The 22,739-nt window shown below is 65.1% G+C and carries 21 protein-coding genes and 3 pseudogenes; 16 read left to right on the forward strand and 8 right to left on the reverse strand.

Going from position 1 to position 22,739, the window contains the following annotated elements; translation table 11 throughout:
* The 6 genes and pseudogenes from gcvP to NG696_RS06980 form a co-directional block, all read left to right on the forward strand.
* A partial coding sequence (gene gcvP / locus NG696_RS06955) for an aminomethyl-transferring glycine dehydrogenase (RefSeq protein ID WP_252574911.1) occupies nucleotides 1–2,293 on the forward strand: 2,293 nt, incomplete at its 5' end.
* A 515-nt stretch (nucleotides 2,294–2,808) separates the two neighbouring features.
* Nucleotides 2,809–2,913 (forward strand): annotated as a pseudogene (locus tag NG696_RS06960) (DNA/RNA non-specific endonuclease); the annotation flags it as partial.
* An 86-nt stretch (nucleotides 2,914–2,999) separates the two neighbouring features.
* Nucleotides 3,000–3,254, forward strand: a pseudogene (locus NG696_RS06965) (DNA/RNA non-specific endonuclease); the annotation flags it as partial.
* A 12-nt stretch (nucleotides 3,255–3,266) separates the two neighbouring features.
* Complete coding sequence (locus tag NG696_RS06970; RefSeq protein WP_374211189.1) at nucleotides 3,267–4,403, forward strand: lipid II:glycine glycyltransferase FemX; 1,137 nt, start codon at nucleotides 3,267–3,269, stop codon at nucleotides 4,401–4,403.
* Nucleotides 4,404–4,487: 84 nt separating this feature from the next.
* The gene (locus NG696_RS06975; RefSeq protein ID WP_252574912.1) at nucleotides 4,488–5,804 is read left to right on the forward strand and encodes a peptidoglycan bridge formation glycyltransferase FemA/FemB family protein; all 1,317 of its coding nucleotides are present in this window, start codon (nucleotides 4,488–4,490) and stop codon (nucleotides 5,802–5,804) included.
* 39 nt (nucleotides 5,805–5,843) lie between these two features.
* A complete protein-coding gene (locus tag NG696_RS06980; RefSeq protein ID WP_252564091.1) occupies nucleotides 5,844–7,331 on the forward strand; it encodes a threonine/serine exporter family protein in 1,488 nt (495 codons plus the stop codon).
* Between the two features lie 22 nt (nucleotides 7,332–7,353).
* On the opposite strand, the gene NG696_RS06985 is transcribed toward NG696_RS06980, so the two are convergent.
* Complete coding sequence (locus NG696_RS06985; protein WP_252574913.1) at nucleotides 7,354–8,193, reverse strand: siderophore-interacting protein; 840 nt, start codon at nucleotides 8,191–8,193, stop codon at nucleotides 7,354–7,356.
* 9 nt (nucleotides 8,194–8,202) lie between these two features.
* A complete protein-coding gene (locus tag NG696_RS06990) occupies nucleotides 8,203–8,979 on the reverse strand; it encodes a uracil-DNA glycosylase (protein ID WP_252564080.1) in 777 nt (258 codons plus the stop codon).
* A 132-nt stretch (nucleotides 8,980–9,111) separates the two neighbouring features.
* Between NG696_RS06990 and NG696_RS06995 the strand changes: the two genes are divergently transcribed.
* The 7 genes from NG696_RS06995 (at nucleotide 9,112) to NG696_RS07025 (ending at nucleotide 14,623) form a co-directional block, all read left to right on the forward strand.
* A complete protein-coding gene (locus NG696_RS06995; RefSeq protein WP_252564077.1) occupies nucleotides 9,112–9,441 on the forward strand; it encodes a DUF3263 domain-containing protein in 330 nt (109 codons plus the stop codon).
* A 51-nt stretch (nucleotides 9,442–9,492) separates the two neighbouring features.
* Nucleotides 9,493–10,110: a LytR C-terminal domain-containing protein gene (locus tag NG696_RS07000; RefSeq protein WP_252574914.1), complete on the forward strand. Its 618-nt coding sequence runs from the start codon at nucleotides 9,493–9,495 to the stop codon at nucleotides 10,108–10,110.
* Between the two features lie 157 nt (nucleotides 10,111–10,267).
* On the forward strand, nucleotides 10,268–10,474 hold the full coding sequence (locus NG696_RS07005; RefSeq protein ID WP_141139551.1) for a cold-shock protein: 207 nt from the start codon (nucleotides 10,268–10,270) through the stop codon (nucleotides 10,472–10,474).
* A gap of 11 nt (nucleotides 10,475–10,485) precedes the next feature.
* Nucleotides 10,486–11,763, forward strand: a complete 1,278-nt coding sequence (locus NG696_RS07010; RefSeq protein WP_252564072.1) for an ABC transporter substrate-binding protein — start codon at nucleotides 10,486–10,488, stop codon at nucleotides 11,761–11,763.
* Nucleotides 11,764–12,054: 291 nt separating this feature from the next.
* A complete protein-coding gene (groL, locus tag NG696_RS07015; RefSeq protein ID WP_058929984.1) occupies nucleotides 12,055–13,683 on the forward strand; it encodes a chaperonin GroEL in 1,629 nt (542 codons plus the stop codon).
* Between the two features lie 310 nt (nucleotides 13,684–13,993).
* Nucleotides 13,994–14,260, forward strand: coding sequence for a hypothetical protein (locus tag NG696_RS07020; protein WP_252564068.1), 267 nt, complete (start codon nucleotides 13,994–13,996; stop codon nucleotides 14,258–14,260).
* A 138-nt stretch (nucleotides 14,261–14,398) separates the two neighbouring features.
* Entirely contained in the window at nucleotides 14,399–14,623 is a 225-nt protein-coding gene (locus NG696_RS07025) for a DUF2283 domain-containing protein (protein ID WP_252574915.1), read from the forward strand.
* Nucleotides 14,624–14,979: 356 nt separating this feature from the next.
* Here NG696_RS07025 and NG696_RS07030 read toward each other — a convergent pair.
* Nucleotides 14,980–15,450, reverse strand: a pseudogene (locus NG696_RS07030) (transposase); the annotation flags it as partial.
* A gap of 66 nt (nucleotides 15,451–15,516) precedes the next feature.
* Here NG696_RS07030 and NG696_RS07035 point away from each other — a divergent pair.
* Complete coding sequence (locus NG696_RS07035; RefSeq protein ID WP_252574917.1) at nucleotides 15,517–16,518, forward strand: RNase H family protein; 1,002 nt, start codon at nucleotides 15,517–15,519, stop codon at nucleotides 16,516–16,518.
* 20 nt (nucleotides 16,519–16,538) lie between these two features.
* Here NG696_RS07035 and NG696_RS07040 read toward each other — a convergent pair whose 3' ends face one another.
* From NG696_RS07040 to NG696_RS07055, 4 genes are all read right to left on the reverse strand, one after another.
* Nucleotides 16,539–16,826, reverse strand: coding sequence for a WXG100 family type VII secretion target (locus NG696_RS07040; RefSeq protein ID WP_058932786.1), 288 nt, complete (start codon nucleotides 16,824–16,826; stop codon nucleotides 16,539–16,541).
* Between the two features lie 109 nt (nucleotides 16,827–16,935).
* Entirely contained in the window at nucleotides 16,936–18,483 is a 1,548-nt protein-coding gene (locus tag NG696_RS07045; RefSeq protein ID WP_252564061.1) for a sensor histidine kinase, read from the reverse strand.
* A 2-nt stretch (nucleotides 18,484–18,485) separates the two neighbouring features.
* On the reverse strand, nucleotides 18,486–19,196 hold the full coding sequence (locus NG696_RS07050; protein WP_058929981.1) for a response regulator transcription factor: 711 nt from the start codon (nucleotides 19,194–19,196) through the stop codon (nucleotides 18,486–18,488).
* 75 nt (nucleotides 19,197–19,271) lie between these two features.
* Nucleotides 19,272–19,772 (reverse strand): DUF427 domain-containing protein, encoded by a 501-nt coding sequence (locus tag NG696_RS07055; RefSeq protein ID WP_252574923.1) that lies wholly within the window; start codon nucleotides 19,770–19,772, stop codon nucleotides 19,272–19,274.
* Between the two features lie 178 nt (nucleotides 19,773–19,950).
* On the opposite strand from NG696_RS07055, the gene NG696_RS07060 reads away from it, so the two are divergent.
* Nucleotides 19,951–20,208 carry a hypothetical protein gene (locus NG696_RS07060; RefSeq protein ID WP_252564055.1) on the forward strand — a complete coding sequence of 86 codons (258 nt, stop codon included), beginning with the start codon at nucleotides 19,951–19,953 and terminating at the stop codon, nucleotides 20,206–20,208.
* Nucleotides 20,205–21,083, forward strand: a complete 879-nt coding sequence (locus NG696_RS07065) for an FHA domain-containing protein (protein WP_308291953.1) — start codon at nucleotides 20,205–20,207, stop codon at nucleotides 21,081–21,083. The genes NG696_RS07060 and NG696_RS07065 overlap by 4 nt, the downstream gene beginning before the upstream one ends.
* A gap of 6 nt (nucleotides 21,084–21,089) precedes the next feature.
* On the opposite strand, the gene NG696_RS07070 is transcribed toward NG696_RS07065, so the two are convergent.
* Complete coding sequence (locus tag NG696_RS07070) at nucleotides 21,090–22,736, reverse strand: DNA repair helicase XPB (protein ID WP_252564052.1); 1,647 nt, start codon at nucleotides 22,734–22,736, stop codon at nucleotides 21,090–21,092.
* Nucleotides 22,737–22,739: the final 3 nt, after the last annotated feature.

Here is a 22,739-nt window from a genome sequence, read left to right on the forward strand (position 1 = left end):
GGCTCTCGGTTTCGAGGTGGAGGTCGCCGACCTGTCGATGGGGCTGCCCGACGGCGTCATCAACGGGATTGTCCTGCAGCAGCCGGGCGTGTCCGGCCGCGTCTTCAACCACGCCGACGTGATCGCGGCAGCCAAGGAGCGCGGCGCCCTCGTCACGGTCGCCGCCGACCTGCTGGCGCTGACGCTGATCACCCCTCCCGGGGAGCAGGGCGCGGACATCGCCGTCGGCTCCACCCAGCGATTTGGGGTGCCGCTGTTCTTCGGCGGCCCGCACGCGGCCTACATGGCGGTGGCGAAGGGCCTGGAGCGGTCCATGCCGGGCCGCCTCGTCGGGGTGTCCAAGGACGACGCCGGGACCCCCGCGTACCGTCTGGCGCTGCAGACCCGTGAGCAGCACATCCGCCGTGAGAAGGCCACGTCCAACATCTGCACCGCGCAGGCACTGCTGGCCATCGTCTCTTCCTTCTACGCCGTCTACCACGGCCCGGACGGGCTCAAGGCAATCGCCGAGACCACCCACAGCCACGCTGCAACCTTCGCGGCGTCCCTGAAGGCAGTCGGTCTGGACGTCCTGCACACAAGCTTCTTCGATACCGTCACGGTTTCCGTGCCCGGCAAGGCTGCGGCCATTGTTGCCGCCGCGGAAGCCAAGGGCATCAACCTGCGCCACATCGACGGTGACACCATCGGCGTCTCCGCCGATGAAACCACAACCCCGGCCATCGTCGCCGGTGTGCTGGAAGTCTTTGGTGCCGCAGCGGTGGACGCGGCCGCCGGCACTAACACTGAGTTCGCGCTGGATGCCGCCGTCGAACGTTCCTCCGGTTACCTGCAGCACCCGGTGTTCAACACGCACCGTTCCGAGACGCAGCTGCTGCGTTACATCCGCAGGCTGAGCGACCGGGACCTGGCGCTGGACCGGACCATGATCCCGCTGGGTTCGTGCACCATGAAGCTGAACGCCACGGCAGAGATGGAAGCCATTTCCTGGCCGGAGTTCGCCTCGATCCACCCGTTCGCCCCGGATTCCCAGACCGTGGGCTGGCGCGAACTGATCGGCGGGCTGGAGAATGACCTCGCGGAAATCACCGGGTACGACCAGGTGTCCCTCCAGCCGAACGCCGGTTCCCAGGGCGAGCTCGCGGGCCTGCTGGCCATCCGCGGCTACCACCTGTCCCGCGGCGATGACCAGCGCACGGTCTGCCTGATCCCGGCCTCGGCGCACGGCACCAACGCCGCCTCGGCTGTCCTGGCCGGCATGAAGGTTGTTGTGGTTGCCACCGCTGCGGACGGCAGCATCGACCACGATGACCTGAACGCCAAGATCGAGGCCAACAAGGACGTCCTCTCGGCCATCATGATCACCTACCCCTCCACTCACGGCGTCTACGACGCCGACGTCACCGAAATCTGCGACGCCGTACACGCTGCCGGCGGCCAGGTCTACGTCGACGGCGCCAACCTCAACGCCCTCGTGGGTCTCGCACAGCCGGGCAAGTTTGGCGGCGACGTCTCGCACCTGAACCTGCACAAGACCTTCTGCATCCCGCACGGCGGCGGCGGCCCCGGCGTTGGCCCGGTCGCAGCCAAGGCCCACCTGGCCCCGTTTATGCCGGGTGATGCGAACAAGGCGGCGCACGAAGCCGGCCACGGCGTGGCCATCAGTGCATCCAACTTCGGGTCCGCCGGCGTCCTGCCGATCTCCTGGGCGTATGTGAAGCTCATGGGCGCAGAAGGCCTGACCGAGGCGACCAAGTCGGCGCTGCTGGCGGCCAATTACGTTGCGGCCCGCCTGAACGAGTTCTTCCCGGTCCTCTACACGGGCGAAGGCGGTCTCGTGGCGCACGAGTGCATCCTGGACCTCCGCGACCTGACGGCCAGGACCGGCGTCACCGCCGAGGATGTGGCCAAGCGCCTCATCGACTACGGTTTCCACGCCCCCACCCTGGCTTTCCCGGTTGCGGGCACGCTGATGGTGGAGCCCACCGAGTCCGAGGACCTGGTGGAGATCGACCGGTTCATCGACGCGATGATCACCATCCGGAAGGAAATCGACCAGGTGGCCAACGGCGACTTCAGCGTGGAGAACAGCCCGCTGCGCCATGCACCCCACACCGCGTCCGCCGTCGTATCTTCCGACTGGACCCGTCAGTACCCGCGTGAGCAGGCCGCCTTCCCGGTCCACCACCTCAAGCAGGACAAGTACTTCCCGCCCGTCGGCCGCATCGACGGCGCAGCAGGGGACCGCAACCTGATCTGCTCTTGCCCGCCGCTGTCGGAATTCGAAGACTAAGGACCGCCGGCCGGCACGCCGGAGTTTTCACGCGTGCTGCGCCCACCGGCTCCCTAGCCTCGCAAGCTCGGCCAGGGAACCCTGCCGGCGTGGGCCCACGTCGCTTTGACGCACGCTTTCGAAACCCCGGCCCGCCGGCCCCTCGGGGGTTGAGCGGTTGGGGAGCGAAACCCCTGGATCTTGACAAGCTCGATCACTGGGGAGCGGTTCGGTCACTGAGTGGCCGGCATCCTTCGGGGGTCCGCGGTATCCGGCAGCATGCTCCCCACCGTCCCCCTATCCTCGCAAGCTCGGTCAGGGAACCCGGACGGCGTGGGCCCAGAGCATGCAGAGGATATAGGGGACCACCGTGCCACGACGGGTTGATGGCTAAGCGGACGGGGATGTAACAGGCTACGACGCAGGCTTCCTGCGCGTGCCCCTGGATCTGCCGGCTCCGGGCGAGCCTACGGTGCTTCTGGACTACGTTCATTTTCTCGGTCAGGCAGCTCCCGGCGCGGCGCCTCGCGGCCCTTGTGGGCGTCAACATCAACGGCCCGGAACTTCGTCCGCTGGCCCGCGAAGGCCGCTGGCACTTGGACGTGCGGATCCCCAAGGAGCAGCAGGCCGGCGCGGACCGCTACCGCAACAACGGCCTGGACCGCGGGCACCTGGTCCGCCGGCTTGACCCCGTGTGGGGCGCTGAGGAAACGGCCAAGGTGCGAACCAGGACACCTTCACGTACACCAACGCGGCCCCACAGGTGGATGACTTCAATCAGGGCAAGGACCTCTGGCCGGGACTGGAGGACCGTGTGCTGGACCAGTCACCCATGCTGGAACCGGCTGAACTGGAAGAGGCGGCCAGGGCCCGCAATCTGGTCTGTTCCTGCCTGGCAACACGACGGACTAAGATTCCGTGTCCGGCAGACCGGAGTTTTCAGAGGATGCCGGGGACCTACCGCCCTAACCGGAGGCTTTAGACTTGTGGCTACATGTCCGCACGTAACCACGAGTACAGAACCGCGCACAAACCCCTGAGATTGGACACGGCCCCCTTGCGAGAATTCACCGCCCGCTTTGCCACAGCGGAGGAAATTGAGAACTGGGACAAGCACGTCACGGCCAACCCGAACGGCGGCAACATGCTGCAGTCCGCTGCTTACGCGTCCGTGAAGAACGGCAGCGGCTGGACCGCCCGCTTCCTGGTCCTGGAGTCTGCCGGGACCGCCAGCTACAACCTGGTGCTGGAGAAGAAATTCCCGGTTCTGGGCCGCCTGTGGTACCTGATCAAAGGTCCTGACCTGGGTGCCGTCGAGGACCTGAAGCCGGTCTTGGACGCATGCGCTGCATTCGCCCGGAGCCGGAAACTCAATGTCTTCAGCATCAAGATTGAACCGGACATCGTGAGCACCCCGGAAGCCCGGGCACAGCTCGCCGCCGCCGGCCTGGTGAAGGCACCGAACATCCAGTCCAACGATTCCACGGCGCTGCTGGACATCGCGGCACCGGAGAACCAGGTGTTCCGGTCCATCTCCTCCCGCGCCCGCAACGCGATCCGCCGGGCAGAACGCGAAGGCTGCGCAGTGGTGCAGCAGGTGCCAAGCCCGGAAACGTATCGGGCGCTGTATGACCTGATGGCAGACACGGTGAACGCCAAGGGTTCCATGCCGTTGCGCAGCCTTGAGTACTACACCCAGTTCTGGGACGAATTCTGCACCCGCGGCCAAGGCAGCTTCTTCTTCGTTTACGAAGGCGGCAAACCCAGTGTGGGCGCCTTTGTGATCAACTACGGATCCAAGGCAACCTACAAGGACGGCGGCTCCACGCAGAACAGGAAGCAGTACGGCGACTCGCACCTAGTCCAATGGTCGGCCATCCGAAGAATGCAGGAACTCGGGTGCACCGAGTACGACTTCTGCGGCACGCCGCCGTCCGGCCTGATCAAGGACAAGTCCCACCACCTGTACGGCATGGGCATGTTCAAGACGAGCTTCACCAAGACGGTGACGGACTTCGTCGGCTGCTACGACTACGTGCTGTCGCCCGTCAGGCACACCTTGTGGGTCAAGGGCGCGGAACGGATCTTCCGCCGGCTTGAAACCGCACGCACCGGCCAGCAGTTCTACTGACAGCCCACCAGCCACTCTCACCACCCACACCACGAGGCCAGCGCCTGCCCCAGCGGCAGCGCAGCCATAGATGAGGTTATTTCTGTGAATCCAACCAAGGCCGGAGCCGGACTCGAGCTCAGCGTCCTCAGCGATGCCGAGTTTGAGTCTTTCTCCCACAAGCACCCGCAAAACAACTTCATCCAGTCCGCTGACTTCACCCGTTTCCAGCGTGCCCGCGGTCAGTCAGTGGAACTGTTCGGTGTAAGGCGCGACGGCGATCTGGTCGCCGCCGGCAAGTTGAACTACACCACCAACCGCTGGGGCTACAAGGTGTGCGAGTGCGCCAAGGGCCCCCTCCTGGACTACACGGACGCCGCACTGGTGCGTGACGTCGTCGGACTCCTCAAGGAACGTGCCGCGGAACGCAAGGCTGCCGAACTGCGGATTTCTCCGAACCTGACGTACATCACCCGCGATGCCGACGGCGCCGAACACCCCGAGATCGTGGACAACAGGCCGCTCGTGGCGGAACTGGCGGGACTGGGTCTTGATCACCAAGGCTCCGACATGAACTTCGCCAACGTGAACTGGATGTTCATCAAGCACCTCGACGGCTTCACGGACGTCGAGGAGCTCATTATGGGCACCAGCTACCGGACACGGAAGGCCATCCGGAAGGCTGAAAAGAACGGTGTGTTCCTGGAGCAGGCCACGCTTGAGACCCTCGACGAGTTCTACGATGCGCTGAGCACAGCGGGGGACGAGAAGGGCTTCTTCTACCGCGAACGCGAATACTACGAACAGCTCCTGCGGACCACCTCGGCCGAGTTCACCAAACTCATGATGGCCAAGATCGACATTCCCGCGTACAGGAAGTCCATTACCGAACGACTGGAAGCGGAATCCGCGTCCGCAGCCGAACTCCGCCGTGAAGTCGAAGAGACCGGCAGCAAAAAGAAAGCCAACCGGCTCAAAGTAGTCCAGGACCTCGTGGACAGCTACGAGCGCAGCCTCAAAGACATCGAGCGGTTCCCGGACTCGGTGGGTGTGGCTACAGTGGCCGCCATCCACTTCGTCTGCTTCGGCGACGAGGTGGTCTGCGTTATCGGCGGCACCAAGCAGGACTACATCTACTTCAACGGCGCCACGTCCCTGTACTGGGGAATGATGCTGCACGGGCTGGACAAGGGCTACTCGCGCTACAACTTCTACGGCACCTTCGGCATCCAGGGACAGGACGAGGAAGGCCACGGCGGCTACGAGTTCAAGAAGGGCTTCGGCGGCGACGTGGTCCAGCTGCTGGGTGACTTCGTGATGCCGGTGCGGCCGGTAGCCTTCCAGGCCAACCGCCTGTTCCGAGCGGCCATCGCGGCGGCGCGCACCCTGCTGGGCAAACTGCCACTGAAGCGCCAGGCCTAACACCAAACCACGAACTGCCAGAAAGGGAGGAGCACCAAGGTGAACGATCGACCTGAAAACCCAAGGCGCAGGCCTCCAACCGACGGTCTGCCCAAAACAGAGCCTCTCACCCCCTCCCAAATCCACCAGGATGCGGCGGCGAAGAGGATGCTGCGGCGCCTGGTGCGGGGGGAGAACCCGCCGACGGCGCCACTGAGCATTGTGGACAGGCTCGCCGGAAGCCCCTACGCCAACCCCATGATCCAGGTGGGAGGCGTGGACACGTCCGCACGCAAGACCCTGGACTTTTCCCTGCACCTGGCCGAGACCATGTTCCGGTACGGGGCAGGCGCCCTGGAAGTGGAGACGAGCATTATTGCCGTCACCGCGGCGCTGGGGCTGAAAAACATCGAAGTGGACATCACCAACCAGTCGGTGGCCATCAACTATGCGCCCAAGGACCAGACGCCCATCTCGCTGCTTCGGGTGGTGCGGTCCTGGACCAACAACTATGCCGGGCTGGCCAAGGTACACCGGCTGGTGACGGACATCGTGGCCGGGGGAGTGGGCCGCGATGAAGCCATCCGCCGGCTGGACGAGGCCATCACCAGCCCCAAACCCTTCCCGCGATGGATGGTCACCATAGCGTTCGGCGTGTTCGCCGCAGTCTTTGTGGGTGTGCTTGGCGGCGGCCCGGTGTCCTCGGGCATTGCCTTCGTGGCCAACATCGGCGTCAGCCTGCTCGCCCGCCAGCTGGGCCGGTGGCGGGTTCCGGACTTCTTTACGACGGCGGCATGCTCCTTCGCCGTCACACTCACCGCGTTGCTGTTGTGGCGCTTTGACCTCACCAACGCACCGGCGATTGTGGTGGTGGGCGGCATCCTCCTGCTCCTGCCCACCGGGCGCCTGGTCTCCTCGGTGCAGGATGCCATCAACGGGTTCCCCGTGACCGCAGCGGGCCGGTTTCTGTCCACCTTGCTGACCTTTGGTGCGATTGTGGCCGGGATTGCCGTGGCCTTTGTGGTGGGCGCCATGACCGGAATGCAGCCCATTAGTGTTACCCAGACATTCCCGCCGGCCTACGACCTCTGGGTCCTGGTGATCTTTATCGCCGTCGCAGTGATGGCCATCGGCGTGACGGAGCAGACCTCCTCGGAGCTGCTGCTGCCTACCGCGGGCGTGGGTGTGGTGGGCTATCTTGTGCTGCTGGGTGCCGCGTCCCTCGGCGTCGGTGACCGGTTCTCCCCGGCGCTCGCCGCCGTCGTGATTGGCCTGCTGGCGCGGGTGGTGGCGTTGAAGATGGGCGCACCGCAGCTGGTGGTGGCCGTCCCGGCGGCCCTGATCCTGCTGCCCGGGCTGACCATTTTCCGGTCCATGTATGTGCTGACCATCGAGGAATCCGAAATCCTCCTCGGCGCTGGCGGCATGCTCAACGCCGGCGCGATCGTCCTGGGCACAGCGGCCGGCATTGTCCTCGGCGACACCCTGGCCCGGCCGTTGACGCGGAGCCTGGCCAGCAACGAACGGCGACGCGCCCGGCGCCGCTAGGTACAGCTCAGATCTTCCCTGCTTAGATCTTCCCGACGGAGAGTTTCTTCTCGGCCTGGAAGTCGTCCTCCACCCGGCCCTGGGCCCAGTAGCCGGACAGCGAAACCTGGCTCCGTTCCAGGCCGCGCTGGACGAAAAACACGTCCCGCAGGCCCTTCATATAGCCGCGCTCGCCGTGGGCAAAAACGTCGACCCGGCCAGCGGCCCATTCGGCGTCGGCCACCGCTGAGACGAGGAGGTCCCCTACGCCGGCCGGCGCGCCGTGGCGGCGTAGCCAGGTCACCTTAACCCCCGCCGGGGACGCGAGGGGCTGGATGTCGGCGTCGCTGTCCACCTCGATGAACGCCAGGCCGGCCGCTTCAGCAGGCAACGATTCGATGGCGGCGGCGATCGCAGGAAGTGCGGCTTCATCGCCGGCAAAGAGGTACCAGTCAGCGTCCGGCGCCGGGTTGTAGGCACCGCCCGGCCCGGTGAAGGTGAAGGCGTCGCCGGGCTTGGCGGCAGCCGCCCACGGACCGGCCAGCCCTTCGTCGCCGTGGATCACAAAGTCGATGGCGAGTTCCTGCGCCTCGGTGTCCACCCAGCGGACCGTGTAGGTGCGGGTGAAGGGCCACTGCTCGCGGGGCATGGTTTCGCGGATGGTCCACAGGTCCAGCGGCTGGACATAGTCAACGCCGGGCTGCGGGAAGACAATTTTGATGTAGCGGTCCACGAAGCTGTTGTTCACGTAGGCGGTAAAACCTTCGCCGCCGGCCACGATCCTGACCATGTGTGGCGAGAGTTCTTCCCGTCGAATGACCGTGAGATCGATCTGCGGACGTGTTTTTTTCGTGGCGTTGGTGGCGGCCGGAAGAGTGATCATAAGGCAAGCCTAAGCTAAGGGATCGGGGGGGAGTTCCCAGGTTACGCCAGGGCTTCCCTGGTCCTCCAGCAGCTGGTTGATGGTGCTGAACGGCCGGGAGCCGAAGAACCCGCGCGACGCCGACAACGGGCTGGGGTGGGCGCTGGACACGATCGCCGCCCCCGGCAGGAGGGGCCGGACGCTCTCCGCGTCCCTGCCCCACAGCACCGCCACCAGCGGCGCCGGCCCGCCGTCGGAAGTGCGCCGGCTGGCAACCGCGGTGACTGCCGCCGTCGTGATGGCTTCCCAGCCCTTGCCCCGGTGCGAGCCGGCAGCCCCGGCGCGGACGCTCATGACCCGGTTCAGCAGCAGGACCCCTTGGCTGGCCCAGGCGGACAGGTCGCCGTGGGCGCGCGGGGCAAGGCCCAGATCGGACTCCAGTTCGCGGTAGATATTCGCCAGGCTCCGCGGGATGGGGCGGGTCCGCCCGTCAACGGCGAAGGACAGGCCGATCGCGTGGCCCGGCGTCGGGTAGGGGTCCTGGCCCACCACCAGGACCTTCACGGCGGCCAGCGGCTGCCGGAAGGCGCGCAGAACGTTCGACGGCGCCGGCAGGACCCGGTGCCCCGCGGCAACTTCGGCAGTCAGGAAGCCCAGGACACCGCGCAGCTCACTCTCTACGGGGCCCAGCGCCTCCGCCCAGTCGGCCGCCATCAGCTCACTGAGCGGCAGAATGGCCATCTCGGCAAAGCCAACGGGATCCGCCGGGTCCGCCGCCAGTTCGAACAGCGCGTCAGAATCAAACACGCTCCCATTCTCGCAGGGTTACCGGACACTGCGGCCGGGGAGCAAATGACAACCGTGTTATTCACGCCGTAGCATGAGGAGGAGATTTGTAACTCAACCGGTGATTCAGCGAGACCAGCGAAGGGGTGTGCCGTGGCGGAACCTGCTCGGGAACATTTGCCGGAGCCGGAGGAGCGCGGCTCTTGGCTGGCGGAATTTACCCTCCGCGACTCCCCATTGAGCGAGCGCGACCAGCAGATGCTGGCACTGGAGCGGCAGTGGTGGAAGTACGCGGGAGCCAAGGAACAGGCCATCAGGGAGCTGTTCGATCTGTCCGCGACCCACTACTACCAGCTGCTCAACGCCCTCATCGACACCGAGGCTGCACTGGCCCACGACCCCATGCTGGTCAAGAGATTGCGTAGACTACGTACGTCGCGTCACCGGGCACGCACTGCACGACGCCTGGGTTCCGACGCCTGACCACGCTCGTGCTGAGCCATCAGCAGCAATCAACAAGGACGTCTCCCCACCATGACCAAATACGCTCGGGATGAATTCGATAAGGTTCCGGAGTCCGCCTCGCGGCAGGGCGTCCACCGGGCGGCATCAGCGCCTGCCCGCCGGAAGCTGTGGCCCATCCTTGCTGTGGGGATTGTGGCATTGGCCATCGGAGTGGTGTCCTTCCTGATCCTTCCTAAGCTTGGGTTCACCCAGGCTGGCAGTGAAGCCTCCACCAGCCTGGAATCAACCGCGGCACCCGAGGCAAGCGCGGCTCCGTCGGTCACCGCTGAATCCACCGCGGACCCGGAGCCCTCTAAGAGCCCGGACGCCGAGCCCAGCGCTTCGCCCAGTAACGTTCCCTCCTCGGCTGTGCTGGACAAGACCAAGGGTGTTGCCATCTACAACGCGGCCGGTACGGCCGGACTCGCCGGACGCATCAGCTCGATGGTCCAGGCCGATGGCTGGACGCTGGGCCAGGTGGGAAACTGGGCCGGCGCTCCGCAGCAGACATCCGCAATCTTCTATGCGGGCCCGGCGCAGAAAGCCAACGCCGAAGCAGTCTCCGAACTCCTGAACATCCCCACGTTGGTGGAGAGCCAGGAATTCCAGGTGCCCTTGGTTGTTGTCCTAGGGCCGGGCTACCAGTAGTGCCTCGGGTCACGCCTGAATAACTTTTGGGCACCGGAGCGGCCGTGTGGTTCGGCCCGCCGGATGGCTTGTCGCTAGAGTGATTTCAGGCTTCGGTCCGTAACAAGCGGCACACTTCCGACGGGGACCGACGGCGCGACGGAAAAGAGTGGACATTATGGCATTGGGAACGGTTAAGTGGTTCAACGCCGAAAAGGGCTACGGCTTTATTACGGTGGACGGCTCCGGGGACGATGTCTTTGTGCACTGGTCGGCCATTGAGGGCGAAGGTTACCGCGCGCTGGATGAGGGACAGCGCGTCGAGCTTGAAGTCGGCGAAGGCGAGAAAGGCCCGCAGGCAGAAAACGTCCGGCCCGCTCAGTGATCTCCCGCAGCTTGCGTTCAACAATCGTCCGCACAACTACAGGGGCGGCACTCTTGCTCGCCCTGGCCGGCTGCGCCGGGGCAGGCGGCAACGCCCGCGTTGACTCCGCTGAAGCATCCGGTGACGGCACGCTGCGGATCGGGCTGATCCAGGACAGCATAGGGGAGCAGGCCTTCCTCAACGACTCGCAGCTCGCCGCGGCACAACTTGCCATCAAGGAAATCAATGCGGCCGGCGGTCACAAGGGCAGACCTGTTGATCTGGTGGTAGGCGCCGGTGATGGCGCAGATGCCCAGGCCAGGAATCTGGCCTCAGCCAAGGTTGATGCGGTGATCGGCCCCACGGATTCGAGTCACGCCGCCGCCGCCATCGACGTCCTCTCGGCCGCGCGCGTCCCGCTCGTCTCGCCGGCCAACTCCGCAGCCGGACTGTCCCGCTACAAGAGCGGCGGCTATTACTTCAGGACGGCCGCGGCGGACGTTGCCCAAGCCTCGGTGCTGGTGAAACTGGCCAAGGACGGCGGCGCCAAGAGCCTTGCGGTGGTCCACCAGGACAGTGCCTACGGCAAGGACGTTTCGGCCGCGGTGACCGGTGCCGCCAAGAACGCCGGCCTGGAAACCGTTTCCACAACCGCATTCAAGCCCGGCGACGCCGGGAACGCTGCAGCCGGTGCCAAGGCCGCCAGACCTGACGCGGTAGTGCTGATTGCGAGGGACGACGCCCAGGGCGCCATCGCAGAGCTCAATAACGCAGGGCTTTCGGGCAAGAGCATCATCCTGAGCGACGGCGCCTTCGCCCAGTACGGTTCGGGGCTGGGATCCAAGGCCCTCGACGGCGCCCGTGCAGTGGTGCCGGGTCTGTTGCCGTCTGCGGACTTCCAGGCCCGCCTTGTGTCGGTCAACCCTGCCCTGAAAGACCTTTCGTTCGCCGCAGAGACCTACGACGCCGTGAACCTTGCGGTCCTGGCGGCAGCGAAGGCTGACGACGATGCCGGCCGCTCCATCGCCGCCAACCTGATCGCCGTCTCCGGCGGAACAGCAGGCGGGACAGCAGGCGGGCAGCCCGCCGCGCAGGCCTCGGGCCCGGCCACCAAACCGTGCCTGTCCTACACCGACTGCCTCGCGGTCCTGAAGACCGGGGCAGGCATTAATTACGACGGCGAATCGGGGCCGGTTGCCTTCGACGCCAACGGTGACATCACCACGGCCAACTACATGGTGTTCACCTACGGCGCAGACAACCGGGCAGTGCTCAGCGGCCGTGAGGCGGCAGGCCGGGCCGCAGGCTGATCGCCGGTGGCGAACGGGCCGCCCTGACAGGACGATTTGCGGGACCTTTCGCTTGCACTCTCACCTAGGGAGTGCTAATTATTGAGTTAGCACTCCTACGTACCGACTGCTAAAGCAACGTCCGGTTTGTCCGGCATCGGGGCTTTGTGGCGGTCGTGGAGCGAGAGAAATACCTAGCTGGAGTGAGATCCCCAGCCGCGGCATACAGAGGCCGCCGGTGAAGGATCGTCCGTCGCGGGCACTGCAGTGAGGTTCATTCTTAACGACTGTCCCGAAAGGACTACTGCCGTTATGGCCAAGATCATTGCATTTGATGAAGAGGCACGCCGCGGTCTTGAGCGGGGCCTGAACATCCTCGCCGACGCCGTCAAGGTCACCCTCGGCCCGCGTGGACGCAACGTCGTCCTCGAAAAGAAGTGGGGCGCCCCCACGATCACCAACGATGGTGTTTCCATCGCCAAGGAGATCGAGCTGGACGACCCTTACGAAAAGATCGGCGCCGAGCTGGTCAAGGAAGTTGCCAAGAAGACGGACGACGTCGCTGGCGACGGCACCACCACGGCTACCGTGCTGGCGCAGGCCCTGGTCAAGGAAGGCCTGCGCAACGTCGCGGCCGGCGCTGACCCGCTGTCCCTCAAGCGCGGTATCGAGAAGGCTGTAGCGGCCGTCACGGTTGAGCTGCTGGCCTCCGCCAAGGAAATCGAAACCAAGGAAGAGATTGCTGCTACTGCCTCCATCTCCGCCGGTGACGACGAAATTGGCGCCCTGATCGCTGAAGCCTTGGACAAGGTGGGCAAAGAAGGCGTCATCACCGTCGAGGAGTCCAACACCTTCGGCCTGGAGCTCGAGCTCACCGAAGGCATGCGCTTCGACAAGGGTTACATCTCCGCTTACTTCGTTACCGATACTGAGCGCCAGGAAACGGTCCTTGAGGACCCGTACATCCTGATCGTCAACTCCAAGATCTCCAACGTCAAGGAACTGGTTGCTGTCCTGGAAAAGGTCATGCAGTCCAACAAGCCGCTGCTGATCATTGCCGAGGACATCGAGGGCGAGGCCCTGGCCACCCTGATCGTCAACAAGATCCGTGGCACCTTCAAGTCCGTTGCCGTCAAGGCTCCGGGCTTCGGCGACCGCCGCAAGGCCCAGCTGGCCGACATCGCTGTACTCACCGGTGGCCAGGTCATCGCCGAGGAAGTCGGACTCAAGCTGGAGACCGCCGGACTGGAGCTCCTGGGACGCGCCCGCAAGGTTGTTGTCACCAAGGACGAGACCACCATCGTTGAAGGTGCCGGCGACGCCGACCAGATCGCTGGCCGCGTTTCCCAGATCCGTGCCGAGATCGAAAACTCCGATTCGGACTACGACCGCGAGAAGCTGCAGGAACGCCTGGCCAAGCTGGCCGGCGGCGTTGCAGTCATCAAGGCCGGTGCCGCAACCGAGGTTGAGCTCAAGGAACGCAAGCACCGAATTGAGGACGCTGTCCGCAACGCGAAGGCTGCTGTTGAAGAAGGCATCGTCGCCGGTGGCGGCGTTGCACTGATCCAGGCCGGCGCCAAGGCGTTCGCGAACCTGAACCTGACTGGTGACGAAGCAACCGGTGCGAACATCGTCCGCGTTGCCATCGACGCCCCGCTGAAGCAGATCGCCTTCAACGCCGGCCTCGAGCCTGGCGTTGTTGTCGACAAGGTCCGCGGCCTGCCTGCAGGCCACGGCCTGAACGCAGCAACCGGCGAATACGTCGACCTGCTGGCTGCCGGCATCAACGACCCCGTCAAGGTAACCCGCTCTGCCCTGCAGAACGCGGCTTCCATTGCCGGTCTGTTCCTCACCACCGAGGCCGTTGTGGCCGACAAGCCGGAGAAGAACGCTCCGGCCATGGGTGGCGGCGACGACATGGGCGGCATGGGCGGCTTCTAGTCCCCAGCGCCCGGACTACGTTCCGCGCAAACCATAATGCGGCCCCCTCCACTGGAGGGGGCCGCATTTGTTGTACGCCCAGCGTGGGCATCCGCTTGGAGGTGTGAGTCCTCTGAAGGAGAAGGTGTTAACTTCTAGCCAATGGCAACTGCGTCATCGCGAGGTGGGGTGGCAACGAAGTCGGAGGCAATTCCCTGCACCGAGGGACACGATCCGCATAGAAGGCATGTTGGTCGGGGTAAGCCGGCAACAGATGGTGAAGCCCGTTCCACCGAAACGGCCAGTGTGTAGATGCGGCGGCAGGGGGAAAGTGAGTGTTCTTATCTGGGGAGGTCTGTCCCAGTGCGTCATCCAGGAGACCGGGTGGAGCGGCGCGGCTTTAAGGGTCGTCACTGATGCAACAGAATTCCTGATCGAGAACAACCGGTTGATTCAGAGGGTCCATTTCAACGCCACCTCCGCTTTTCCTGTTATCGCAGATCCGTTCTGGCTTCCTGTTCTGTTGATCCTGGCCCACGTCACCCGGCATGCGGCTATGCAGGCTGCCAAGCGCGGCGTACGTCAGGCACTCATCTAGCAAGTATTCCGCAACGGCGTTAGGTCCGCCCGAAACCAGGGGACATCCCGTCTTTACCAAGGATCAGGCACGAGCCGGATCCGGGTCATCGTTGACAACAGGACTGGCAATATCATTACGGTGACAAAGGGGTAGCCGATGAAAATTACCTATGACAAAGAAGCCGGCGCCGCATACGTCCAACTCGTCGATGAAGTCCGCGATGACGAAGCGTCGACGCAGGTGCATTCGATAGAAACACCCGGGCGGAAAGGCGAGATCATTATTGACTTTGATGCCGAAGGGCGCATTCTGGGCGTGGAAATTCTCGGGGCCAAGGATGTGCTGCGCGAAGAAACCCTCGCCCTGGCGGAACGTCTATAGCAGGCCCGGGCGGGCAGCGTGGACCGGCTGCCCGCCCAACAGGCGGCCCGCCGCAACCAATCTGCGCGGCTTTCCGGGCGTCCGCGGTCATCCGAAGCGGGACGGTGAATCCGAGAGATTCGGAATCTTCCCGACCGGCACAACAGCTGTCCGCACTAAGGGCGATGCTAACGACGGCGCCGGTCCTTCGCGAACTCGTGGTCCCGTAGCCGCTGATGTACGGTGCTCCGGCGGTCCTGATAACGATGCCGCGACGTCCAAACGGTCAACGCCTCGAACGTCTGGAAGGGCGAGGTCCCCGTTCGGAATCCCCGCCGTCTGCTAGCCGGATCGCTGGACTGTTCAGGCGGCCACCTGGCTGCCCTTACCGGGGCCGGGTTGTAGGTGGTGCCGGCGCGGAGCGGGGCCCAGAGGACGTTGAGACGGCGCCGTGCGAGGGAGAGCATGGCCTGGATGTGGGTTTTCCTTCGGTGCGTTTGCGGTCGTAGTAGGTCCGTGAGGCGGGGCAGCTTTTCAGGGCCGAGGGCCCGGAGAGGTAGAAGACCCGGAGGAGCCGCCGGTCGTAGCGCCGGGGCCGGTGGTGGTTGCCGGTTTTCCTGCCGGAGTCCCTGGGCGCCGGGGCGAGCCGGCGACGTCGGCGAACCGGTCCGCGGTTTGAAAAATCGTGAGGTCTCCGCCGGTGGCACCGAGGAACTCGGCGCGAGGACGGGTCTGAAGCCGGCCATGCTGAGCAAGGTCTGGGTGTGCCGGTGTTCGGTGACCTTGTCGCGGATCAGCGCATCGAGGTCGGCCCGATTGTGTCGCGCTTCGACTTCGGCGTCAAGGCTTTTCGGTAAGCGGTTTCCCGAATGCTGGCTGAACCGGTTGTCGCCGCTGTCTGGCAGGATGGTTAGGTGACAATTACTGCAGCGGCCGACGGTTCGGCTTTAGGAAATCCCGGCCCGGCCGGTTGGGCCTGGTATGTGAACGACGACTGCTGGCGCGCCGGGGGATGGCCGCACGGCACCAACAACCAGGGCGAGCTGATGGCCGTCCTGGATCTGTTCCGCGCCACGGCCCACGTCCCGGAGGAGGACCTGAGGGTCCTGTGCGACAGCCAGTACGTGATCAACTCCATCACAAAGTGGATGCCGGGCTGGAAACGCAAGGGCTGGCGAAAGGCCGACGGCAAACCCGTCCTGAACGTGGAGCTGCTCAAGGAACTTGACCGGGAAATCGCCGGGCGGAAATACACCTTCGAATGGGTCAAGGGCCACGCAGGCCACGACCTCAATGAGGCAGCCGATGTCCGCGCGCGTGCTGCCGCCACCGCGTACCAGCAGGGTGTGGCAGCGCGTTCAGGCCCAGGGTTCGCGGGAGCCCCGGAAGCGGTTGGCTCAGCGGTTGATAGCCGGGTCGCCGTCAGCTCCGGGGCAGGCACTGTAGTGACCGGCTCCGACGGTCAGGGTTCGTACGGCCAGGACCTCTTCAATCAAGGCCCCTACGACGAGCCGGACCTCTTCAGCGAACTGGAGAGCGACTCATTCATCCCGTCGGAGTCCGCCGGGGCTGAGATGAGCCCCGAAGCGATCGTCGAGGCCCTCGAACGCGAGTTGTCGGGCGCCGACATCCGTGGCGACATCGGCCGCACCGGCGTCCTCCTGCACCCTGATTTTATGGAGATCGGAACCTCGGGCAGGCTATGGACCCGTGACGCAACGATGATGGCACTGGAAGAGGAACCGGCCCAGCACACTGAACTGGAGGTCCTGGGTGCGGACCGCATCGGCACCAGCGCGATCCTGCTGACGTGCCGAAGCTACTCGCGCTTAGGCACGGTTCTCCATAGCTCATTGTGGGTCTTGGACGGCACCAGGTGGCGGCTCCGGTTCCGCCAGGGAACGCCGGAGGCCTAGAGGGCATTTCGGCCACGGACTCAGCTGAAACGCTGGGTGTTGCCCTGTTCGGCCTGGGCATAGGTGGACGCTGCCGATGCCAGCGCCATGTTGATGGATGCCAGCGACGCCTCCACCTTGCCCTGCGTGAGTGTCCACTCGGTCACCAGGGCCTGGAAGTTGTTGGCAGCCGAGCCTCGCCAGGTGGACTGCAGTTCGTCCAGGCCGCGCTTCATGGTCTGGACGTCCGAGCTGATCCGGTCCACGGTTGCTTTGACGTTGGCCGACTTGAGCTGAAGGAGTTCGGTGTCGACGGAAATGATGCTCATGGCTTGCTGCCTCTCGAAGTAGTGGGACAGCATCTGCTGCCCGCCCGGCTGCTCCGGGCCACTACAGCGAGCCTACGGACGGGCACTGCCCCCTTGCCACGCTCCATGGCTATATGTGGATAACCTTGCCATCTCCGTGGCCTCCGTCCAGAGGATCGCCATCCTGCCCGGCCGATCGGCCCGAAGGCGCTTCCGCTAGGTGCTCATCGCCGGAGGGAGCCTCGTTGGTGGCGTCGTCCCTGAGAGGCAGGCTGACCACCAAGGTAGCCCCGCCGCCGTCGGTCGTTTCCACCCTGACGGACCCGCCGTGTGATCCCACGATGGCAGCCACAATCGCGAGCCCCAGGCCGCTGCCGCCGGTCTCACGCGTCCGGGACGTGTCCGCCCGGTAGAAACGCTCGAACACCTTGGACGCATCCTCTTCCGAGATGCCAGGGCCATGGTCCCGGACCTCGATCACGGCGAGCGGCTGCCCGCCGTCGGAGGTCCGGACCCCGACGCCGAGTTCGATCGGGCTGCCCTCCGGGGTGTAGCGCAGGGCGTTCCCCACGAGGTTCCCCACCACCTGTCGCAGTTTGGCCTCGTCACCGAGCACCGGGGCGGGTGCGGCCCGGTCGTCACCAAGGCCGGTCAGGGATACGGGACGGGAGCGGTCGCTTGCCTGCGTGTCCACCACTGCATCGTGGGCGATCAGCTGCAGGTCAACGGGCTTTTGCTGGAGCGGGCGCTGTTCGTCCAGGCGCGCCAGCAGGAGGAGGTCCTCCACCATTGAACCCATCCGTTTGGCTTCACTTTCGATCCGCCCCATGGCCGTGGCCACGTCCTCGTTGGTGGCCAGCGCGCCATGGCGGTAGAGCTCGGAGAAACCCCTGATGGTCACGAGGGGGGTACGCAGTTCGTGGGAGGCGTCGGCTGCGAACCGGCGCATTCTGCCTTCGGAGGCTGTCCTGGCGGCGAAGGCCGTCTCGATGTGCGCCAGCATGGCGTTCAGCGAGCTGCCGAGCCGCCCCACTTCGGTGCCGGGATTCTCGACGTCCACCCGCCGGGACAGGTCGCCGGCGGCGATCGCCGCCGCGGTCTTTTCCACCTTGGCCAGTGGCCGGAACGACCGCGACACGGTCCAACTGGCGATCAGGGAGGCCAGCAGCAGGGTGAGCAGGCCGACGCCGGTGACCACCAGGGTGGCGTGCTTGAGGACATCGTCCACGCTTTGCAGCGGCAATCCAATGACAACCACGGCGGGACGGCCGATATAGAGCACGGTCACCGCGACCACCCGCCAGTTCTGGCCGTCGGTGCCCCTGACCTGGTACGGGCGGGTGCCCCGGTCCTGGGCGTCCTCAACGGAGATGGTTGAGATGTCGGGGTGGTCGTCCGGATCGCCGCCCAACAGCTGGGGGTCCTCACCAGGGGTGTAAAGGATCAGCGAATAGTCAGTGGGGACCATCGGGTTGGGTGCCTGCAGCTGGGTGAACGAGCGCTGCTTGCTGGCGAGGTCGACGGCGGCGTACAGCTTGTCATCCACCTGCCCCTGGAGGTAGCTGTGCAGCAGCGTGAGGGTGCCGGCGCCGGTTGAGGTCAGCGCAACAATCAGCAGTGCCATGATCATGGCCACCAGCTGGGACCTCAACGAGGCCGATTTCCACCGCTGGAGCAAGGTCAGCGCTTCTCTGCCGTCCGGAGCACGTAGCCGACTCCGCGTTTGGTCTGGATCAGGGCCGGTGCGTCCGGATCAATGTCCACCTTGCGCCGGAGGTAGGAGATGTAGGACTCCACGATCGAGGCGTCGCCGTTGAAGTTGTACTCCCAGACGTGGTCCAGGATCTGGGATTTCGACAGCACCCGGTTGGGGTTCAGCATGAGGTACCGGAGGAGCTTGAATTCCGTGGGGGACAGTTCGATCACGGTGCCGCCGCGGCGCACTTCGTGGGCGTCGTCGTCGAGCTCCAGGTCGTCCACCCGGATCACGGCGTCGTCGTCGAGCAGGGGCTGGGTGCGGCGCAGGACGGCACGGATGCGGGCTACTACCTCGTCCAGGCTGAACGGCTTGGTGACGTAGTCATCCCCGCCTACTGTGAGGCCGGTGACCTTGTCCTCGGTGTCGTCCTTCGCCGTGAGGAACAGGACCGGGAAGTGCTTGCCCGACGCCCGCAGCTTGCGGGTGACGGTGAAGCCATCCATGTCCGGCAGCATCACGTCCAGCACCGCCAAATCGGGCGCGTGGAGCTCGGCGGCGGCCAGCGCGTCACGGCCGTTGGCGGCAGAGACCACCTCGAAGCCTGCGAAGCGGAGCGAGGTGGACAGCAGCTCGCGGATGTTGGGTTCGTCATCAACAACTAGCAGCTTGGCTTCTGGGCCGGTCTTCTTCATGTTCCCATCATGCTCCCAGAATCTGTGAGTTGTCTGGATGTTCACTGTGCTTTGCGGGGGAGGCTGGAGGCCTTATCACCAGCCGAGCGTACCCGGGCCGCCTTTGAATGGGCCCACCACCTTGCCGGTGATCCAGCCTCCGTAAAAGCCGCCTTCCTGCGGGCGCACCCTTTCGCCGTCAATCTCACACCGGTCCATCCGGCCGGGGTAAAGAGCGACGCGGCCAGCAAGAATCTCAAACCCCGAGGCCGGCGTGGGGTAGTACCAGCCCGCTTCTTCCGCCACTGTCCCGCCGGAGCGAACGGTGAGGTACTTAGCCGTGCCCTTGAACTCGCAGAAACTGTTTCCGGGCGCCGGCTCCAGCATGCCCGGGCTGAACGCGGAACGGAGCAGGTAGTAGACCGGCGGGTGGCTTGTCTCCAACACCCGGACCGAGTCCGTCGTGTCCAGGATCAGTAGACCGCCCAGGAAGATCCGGACCCTTTCCTGACTTCGTTCAACGCCGGGCGGGCGTGGGTAGTCCCATACCGATTCCTGGCCGGGGAGGGGAACAACCCGCTTGATGTTTTTCTTCACTCTTCCAGTGTGGCAGGCGCCGTCGGGAACGTATTTGCAGTCCGGAACGTTCACGGCCTTTGGGTTCCCAGGTGGGGGGGCGCGGGAATATAGTGGGGCTATTGGCCCCGCCAGGGCCTACTTCCCGCTTCAAATCAGTGCCTCACAGCTTCACTGCCGCTTAAGGGGAACAACCACCATGACTGACTTCGACACGTCCGACAGCACCGCAACCACCGACCGCAGCATTCGGGACTGGGCCGACCTGGCGGAGGAGATGTGGTCTTATCTCACGGGCAAGGGCGCTGCCATCAATTACCAGTTCGTCGATATGACCGTAGAAGTTCCCCGGGACATCGGCCCCGATGCTCCGCGCGCGACTTGGAAGCTCAACGGCAGTCTGCGCGTGACCACCAGCGACAAGGATGCCCCAGGTTCCGACCAGAACGGCGCATGACTCCCATGTCCGGTTATCTGTTGGACATGAATCTGGACTTCTCCTACCAGGACGAATCCGGTTCCGTCACCCGCGGCAGTGCGAAGGCCGCGGGCACGGCGGTCAGCATCACCGTCGATGGCCTGGATGCGTTCCGCACCGGAGCAGTGCCTTCCCTGGACGAGATCCGGCCCCTGGCCAAAATGCTTGCCGACAAGGGACTGAGCGTGACCGTCAACGGGCCGGACGGTAGCATCGTCAGCCTGGGCGCGGTCAGCAGCCCGGCAGCCCAGCGGCTGGTCACCCGGTCCCCGCATATCAAACTGGGAAGGCTCGGCGCCCTTGTCCCCCTGATGCGGCGGGGCAAACGCCCGTCCCAGGTGTTCTCGCTGCTGCCTCCCGAGACCCCGCTGCCTCTGATGCCTATGGTCAGACGGAAGATCACGCGCCGCATAACAACCACGCATCACACCCGTGGCAGTGGGCGGCCCAGACTGATCTTCGTGCAGGACGCAGCCCATTGGACGGGCCAGATCCCACGGGAGGTGACCCTGGACCAGGAGACCTTCAGCATCGGCACCGATCCTGCCTCGGACTTGCAGCTCACCGGCCTGGATCCGTTGCACGCAGAGATCCGGCATGACCAGAATGACGAGTACATTCTGGTACCGCGCGGTCCCGTAAGCGGCAGTGTCAGCACATCCGGTCCCTCCGTGCTCCGCACCGGCGCCAGGATTCAGCTGGGCCAGTGGTGCGTTGCCTTCTTCCGGGAGGAGTTTGCCGATCACGGCAGGCCGTTCGGGGGCCGCAGCGGCGGCGAGCTGGCCTACCAGCGGCCCCAGTTTGATCCGCGTACCGGCACGACCGAACGTGACGGCTCACAGGGCATCACCTGAGCGGTCCTAGCCGGGCTGATCTACATCCTTGGCGTCCATGATCCGGTAGGCGTACCCCTGCTCTGCCAGGAAGCGCTGCCGCTTCGCCGCGAAATCCTGGTCCAGGGTGTCCCGGGCCACCAGCGAGTAGAAGCGGGCCGCCCGGCCGTCCTTCTTGGGGCGGAGCAGCCGGCCCAGCCGCTGGGCTTCCTCCTGCCGTGACCCAAAGGATCCCGAGACCTGGATGGCCACCGAGGCCTCCGGCAGGTCGATGGAGAAGTTGGCCACCTTGGAAACCACCAGCGTGTTCACGTCGCCGGCCCGGAATGCGTCGAAGAGCTTCTGCCGTTCCTTGACGGACGTATCGCCCTTGATGACGGGAGCCTGCAGGCGCTCGCCGATCTCGTCCAGCTGGTCAATGTATTGCCCGATCACCAGCAGCTGCTCGCCCTGGTGCCGGGCCACCAGCTGTTCCACGATCAGGGTTTTGGACTCGGACGTGGCGCACAGCCGGTACTTGTCGGCGTCCTCGGCCATGGCATAGGCCACGCGTTCGTCCCGGGGCAGGTCAATGCGGACCTCCACACAGTCCGCGGGGGCGATGTAGCCCTGGGCTTCGATGTCCTTCCACGGCGCGTCGTACCGTTTGGGCCCGATGAGGCTGAAGACCTCGCCTTCGCGGCCGTCCTCGCGGACCAGGGTGGCGGTGAGGCCCAGCCGGCGGCGGGCCTGCAGGTCCGCGGTCATCCGGAAGATCGGCGCCGGCAGGAGATGCACTTCGTCATAGATGATCAGGCCCCAGTCGTGGCCGTCCACCAGCTCCAGGTGCGGGTACAGGCCGCCGCGTTTGGTGGTGAGGACCTGGTACGTGGCGATGGTGACCGGCCGGATCTCCTTGACCGCGCCCGAGTACTCGCCGATTTCGTCCTCCGTCAGGGACGTCCGCTTGAGCAGCTCGTCCTTCCACTGCCGGGCTGCCACTGTGTTGGTCACCAGGATGAGGGTTGTGGTGGAGCTCGTGGCCATGGCCGCGGCACCTACCAGCGTCTTCCCGGCCCCGCAGGGCAGCACCACCACGCCGCTGCCGCCGGCCCAGAAATTCTCGGTGGCGAGCTGCTGGTAAGGGCGGAGCTTCCAGCCGTTCTCGTTCAGGGCGATCAGGTGGGGTGTACCGTCCACGTAGCCGGCCAGATCCTCCGCCGGCCACCCGATTTTCAGGAGCAGCTGCTTGAGCTGGCCCCGCTGTGAGGAGTGGACCACAATGGTTTCGCCGTCGATCCGCGGCCCCAACAAGGGCTGGATTTTTTTGGCCCGGATGACCTCCTCCAGTACGGGGTAGTCGTCCGTGCGCATCACCAGGCCGTGCTGGGGGTCCTTCTCCAGCCGCAGCCGCCCGTACCGGGACATGGTCTCTTCGACGTCGATCAGCAGCGAATGCGGCACCGGGAACCGCGAGTATTTGAGCAGGGTGTCGAGGACTTTTTCCGCGTCCAGGCCGGCGGCGCGTGCGTTCCACAGGCCCAGCGGCGTCAGGCGGTAGCTGTGCATGTGCTCCGGGGCGCGTTCCAGTTCGGCGAAGGGTGCGATGGCATGGCGCGCCTCGGTGGCCAGTTCGTGGTCCACTTCGAGCAGGATGGTCTTGTCACTTTGGACGATCAGCGGGCCGTCGTTCACGCG

Source organism: Pseudarthrobacter cellobiosi (assembly GCF_023913755.1).
Classification (GTDB): Bacteria; Actinomycetota; Actinomycetes; order Actinomycetales; family Micrococcaceae; genus Arthrobacter; species Arthrobacter cellobiosi.

Bases quoted from the DNA above. Each gene is read 5' to 3' on its own strand.
- NG696_RS06970 (WP_374211189.1), top strand. From the start codon at position 3,267: ATGTCCGCACGTAACCACGAGTACAGAACCGCGCACAAACCCCTGAGA.
- NG696_RS06985 (WP_252574913.1), bottom strand. From the start codon at position 8,193: ATGATCACTCTTCCGGCCGCCACCAACGCCACGAAAAAAACACGTCCG.
- NG696_RS07000 (WP_252574914.1), top strand. From the start codon at position 9,493: ATGACCAAATACGCTCGGGATGAATTCGATAAGGTTCCGGAGTCCGCC.
- NG696_RS07005 (WP_141139551.1), top strand. From the start codon at position 10,268: ATGGCATTGGGAACGGTTAAGTGGTTCAACGCCGAAAAGGGCTACGGC.
- groL (WP_058929984.1), top strand. From the start codon at position 12,055: ATGGCCAAGATCATTGCATTTGATGAAGAGGCACGCCGCGGTCTTGAG.
- NG696_RS07025 (WP_252574915.1), top strand. From the start codon at position 14,399: ATGAAAATTACCTATGACAAAGAAGCCGGCGCCGCATACGTCCAACTC.
- NG696_RS07040 (WP_058932786.1), bottom strand. From the start codon at position 16,826: ATGAGCATCATTTCCGTCGACACCGAACTCCTTCAGCTCAAGTCGGCC.
- NG696_RS07050 (WP_058929981.1), bottom strand. From the start codon at position 19,196: ATGAAGAAGACCGGCCCAGAAGCCAAGCTGCTAGTTGTTGATGACGAA.
- NG696_RS07060 (WP_252564055.1), top strand. From the start codon at position 19,951: ATGACTGACTTCGACACGTCCGACAGCACCGCAACCACCGACCGCAGC.
- NG696_RS07065 (WP_308291953.1), top strand. From the start codon at position 20,205: ATGACTCCCATGTCCGGTTATCTGTTGGACATGAATCTGGACTTCTCC.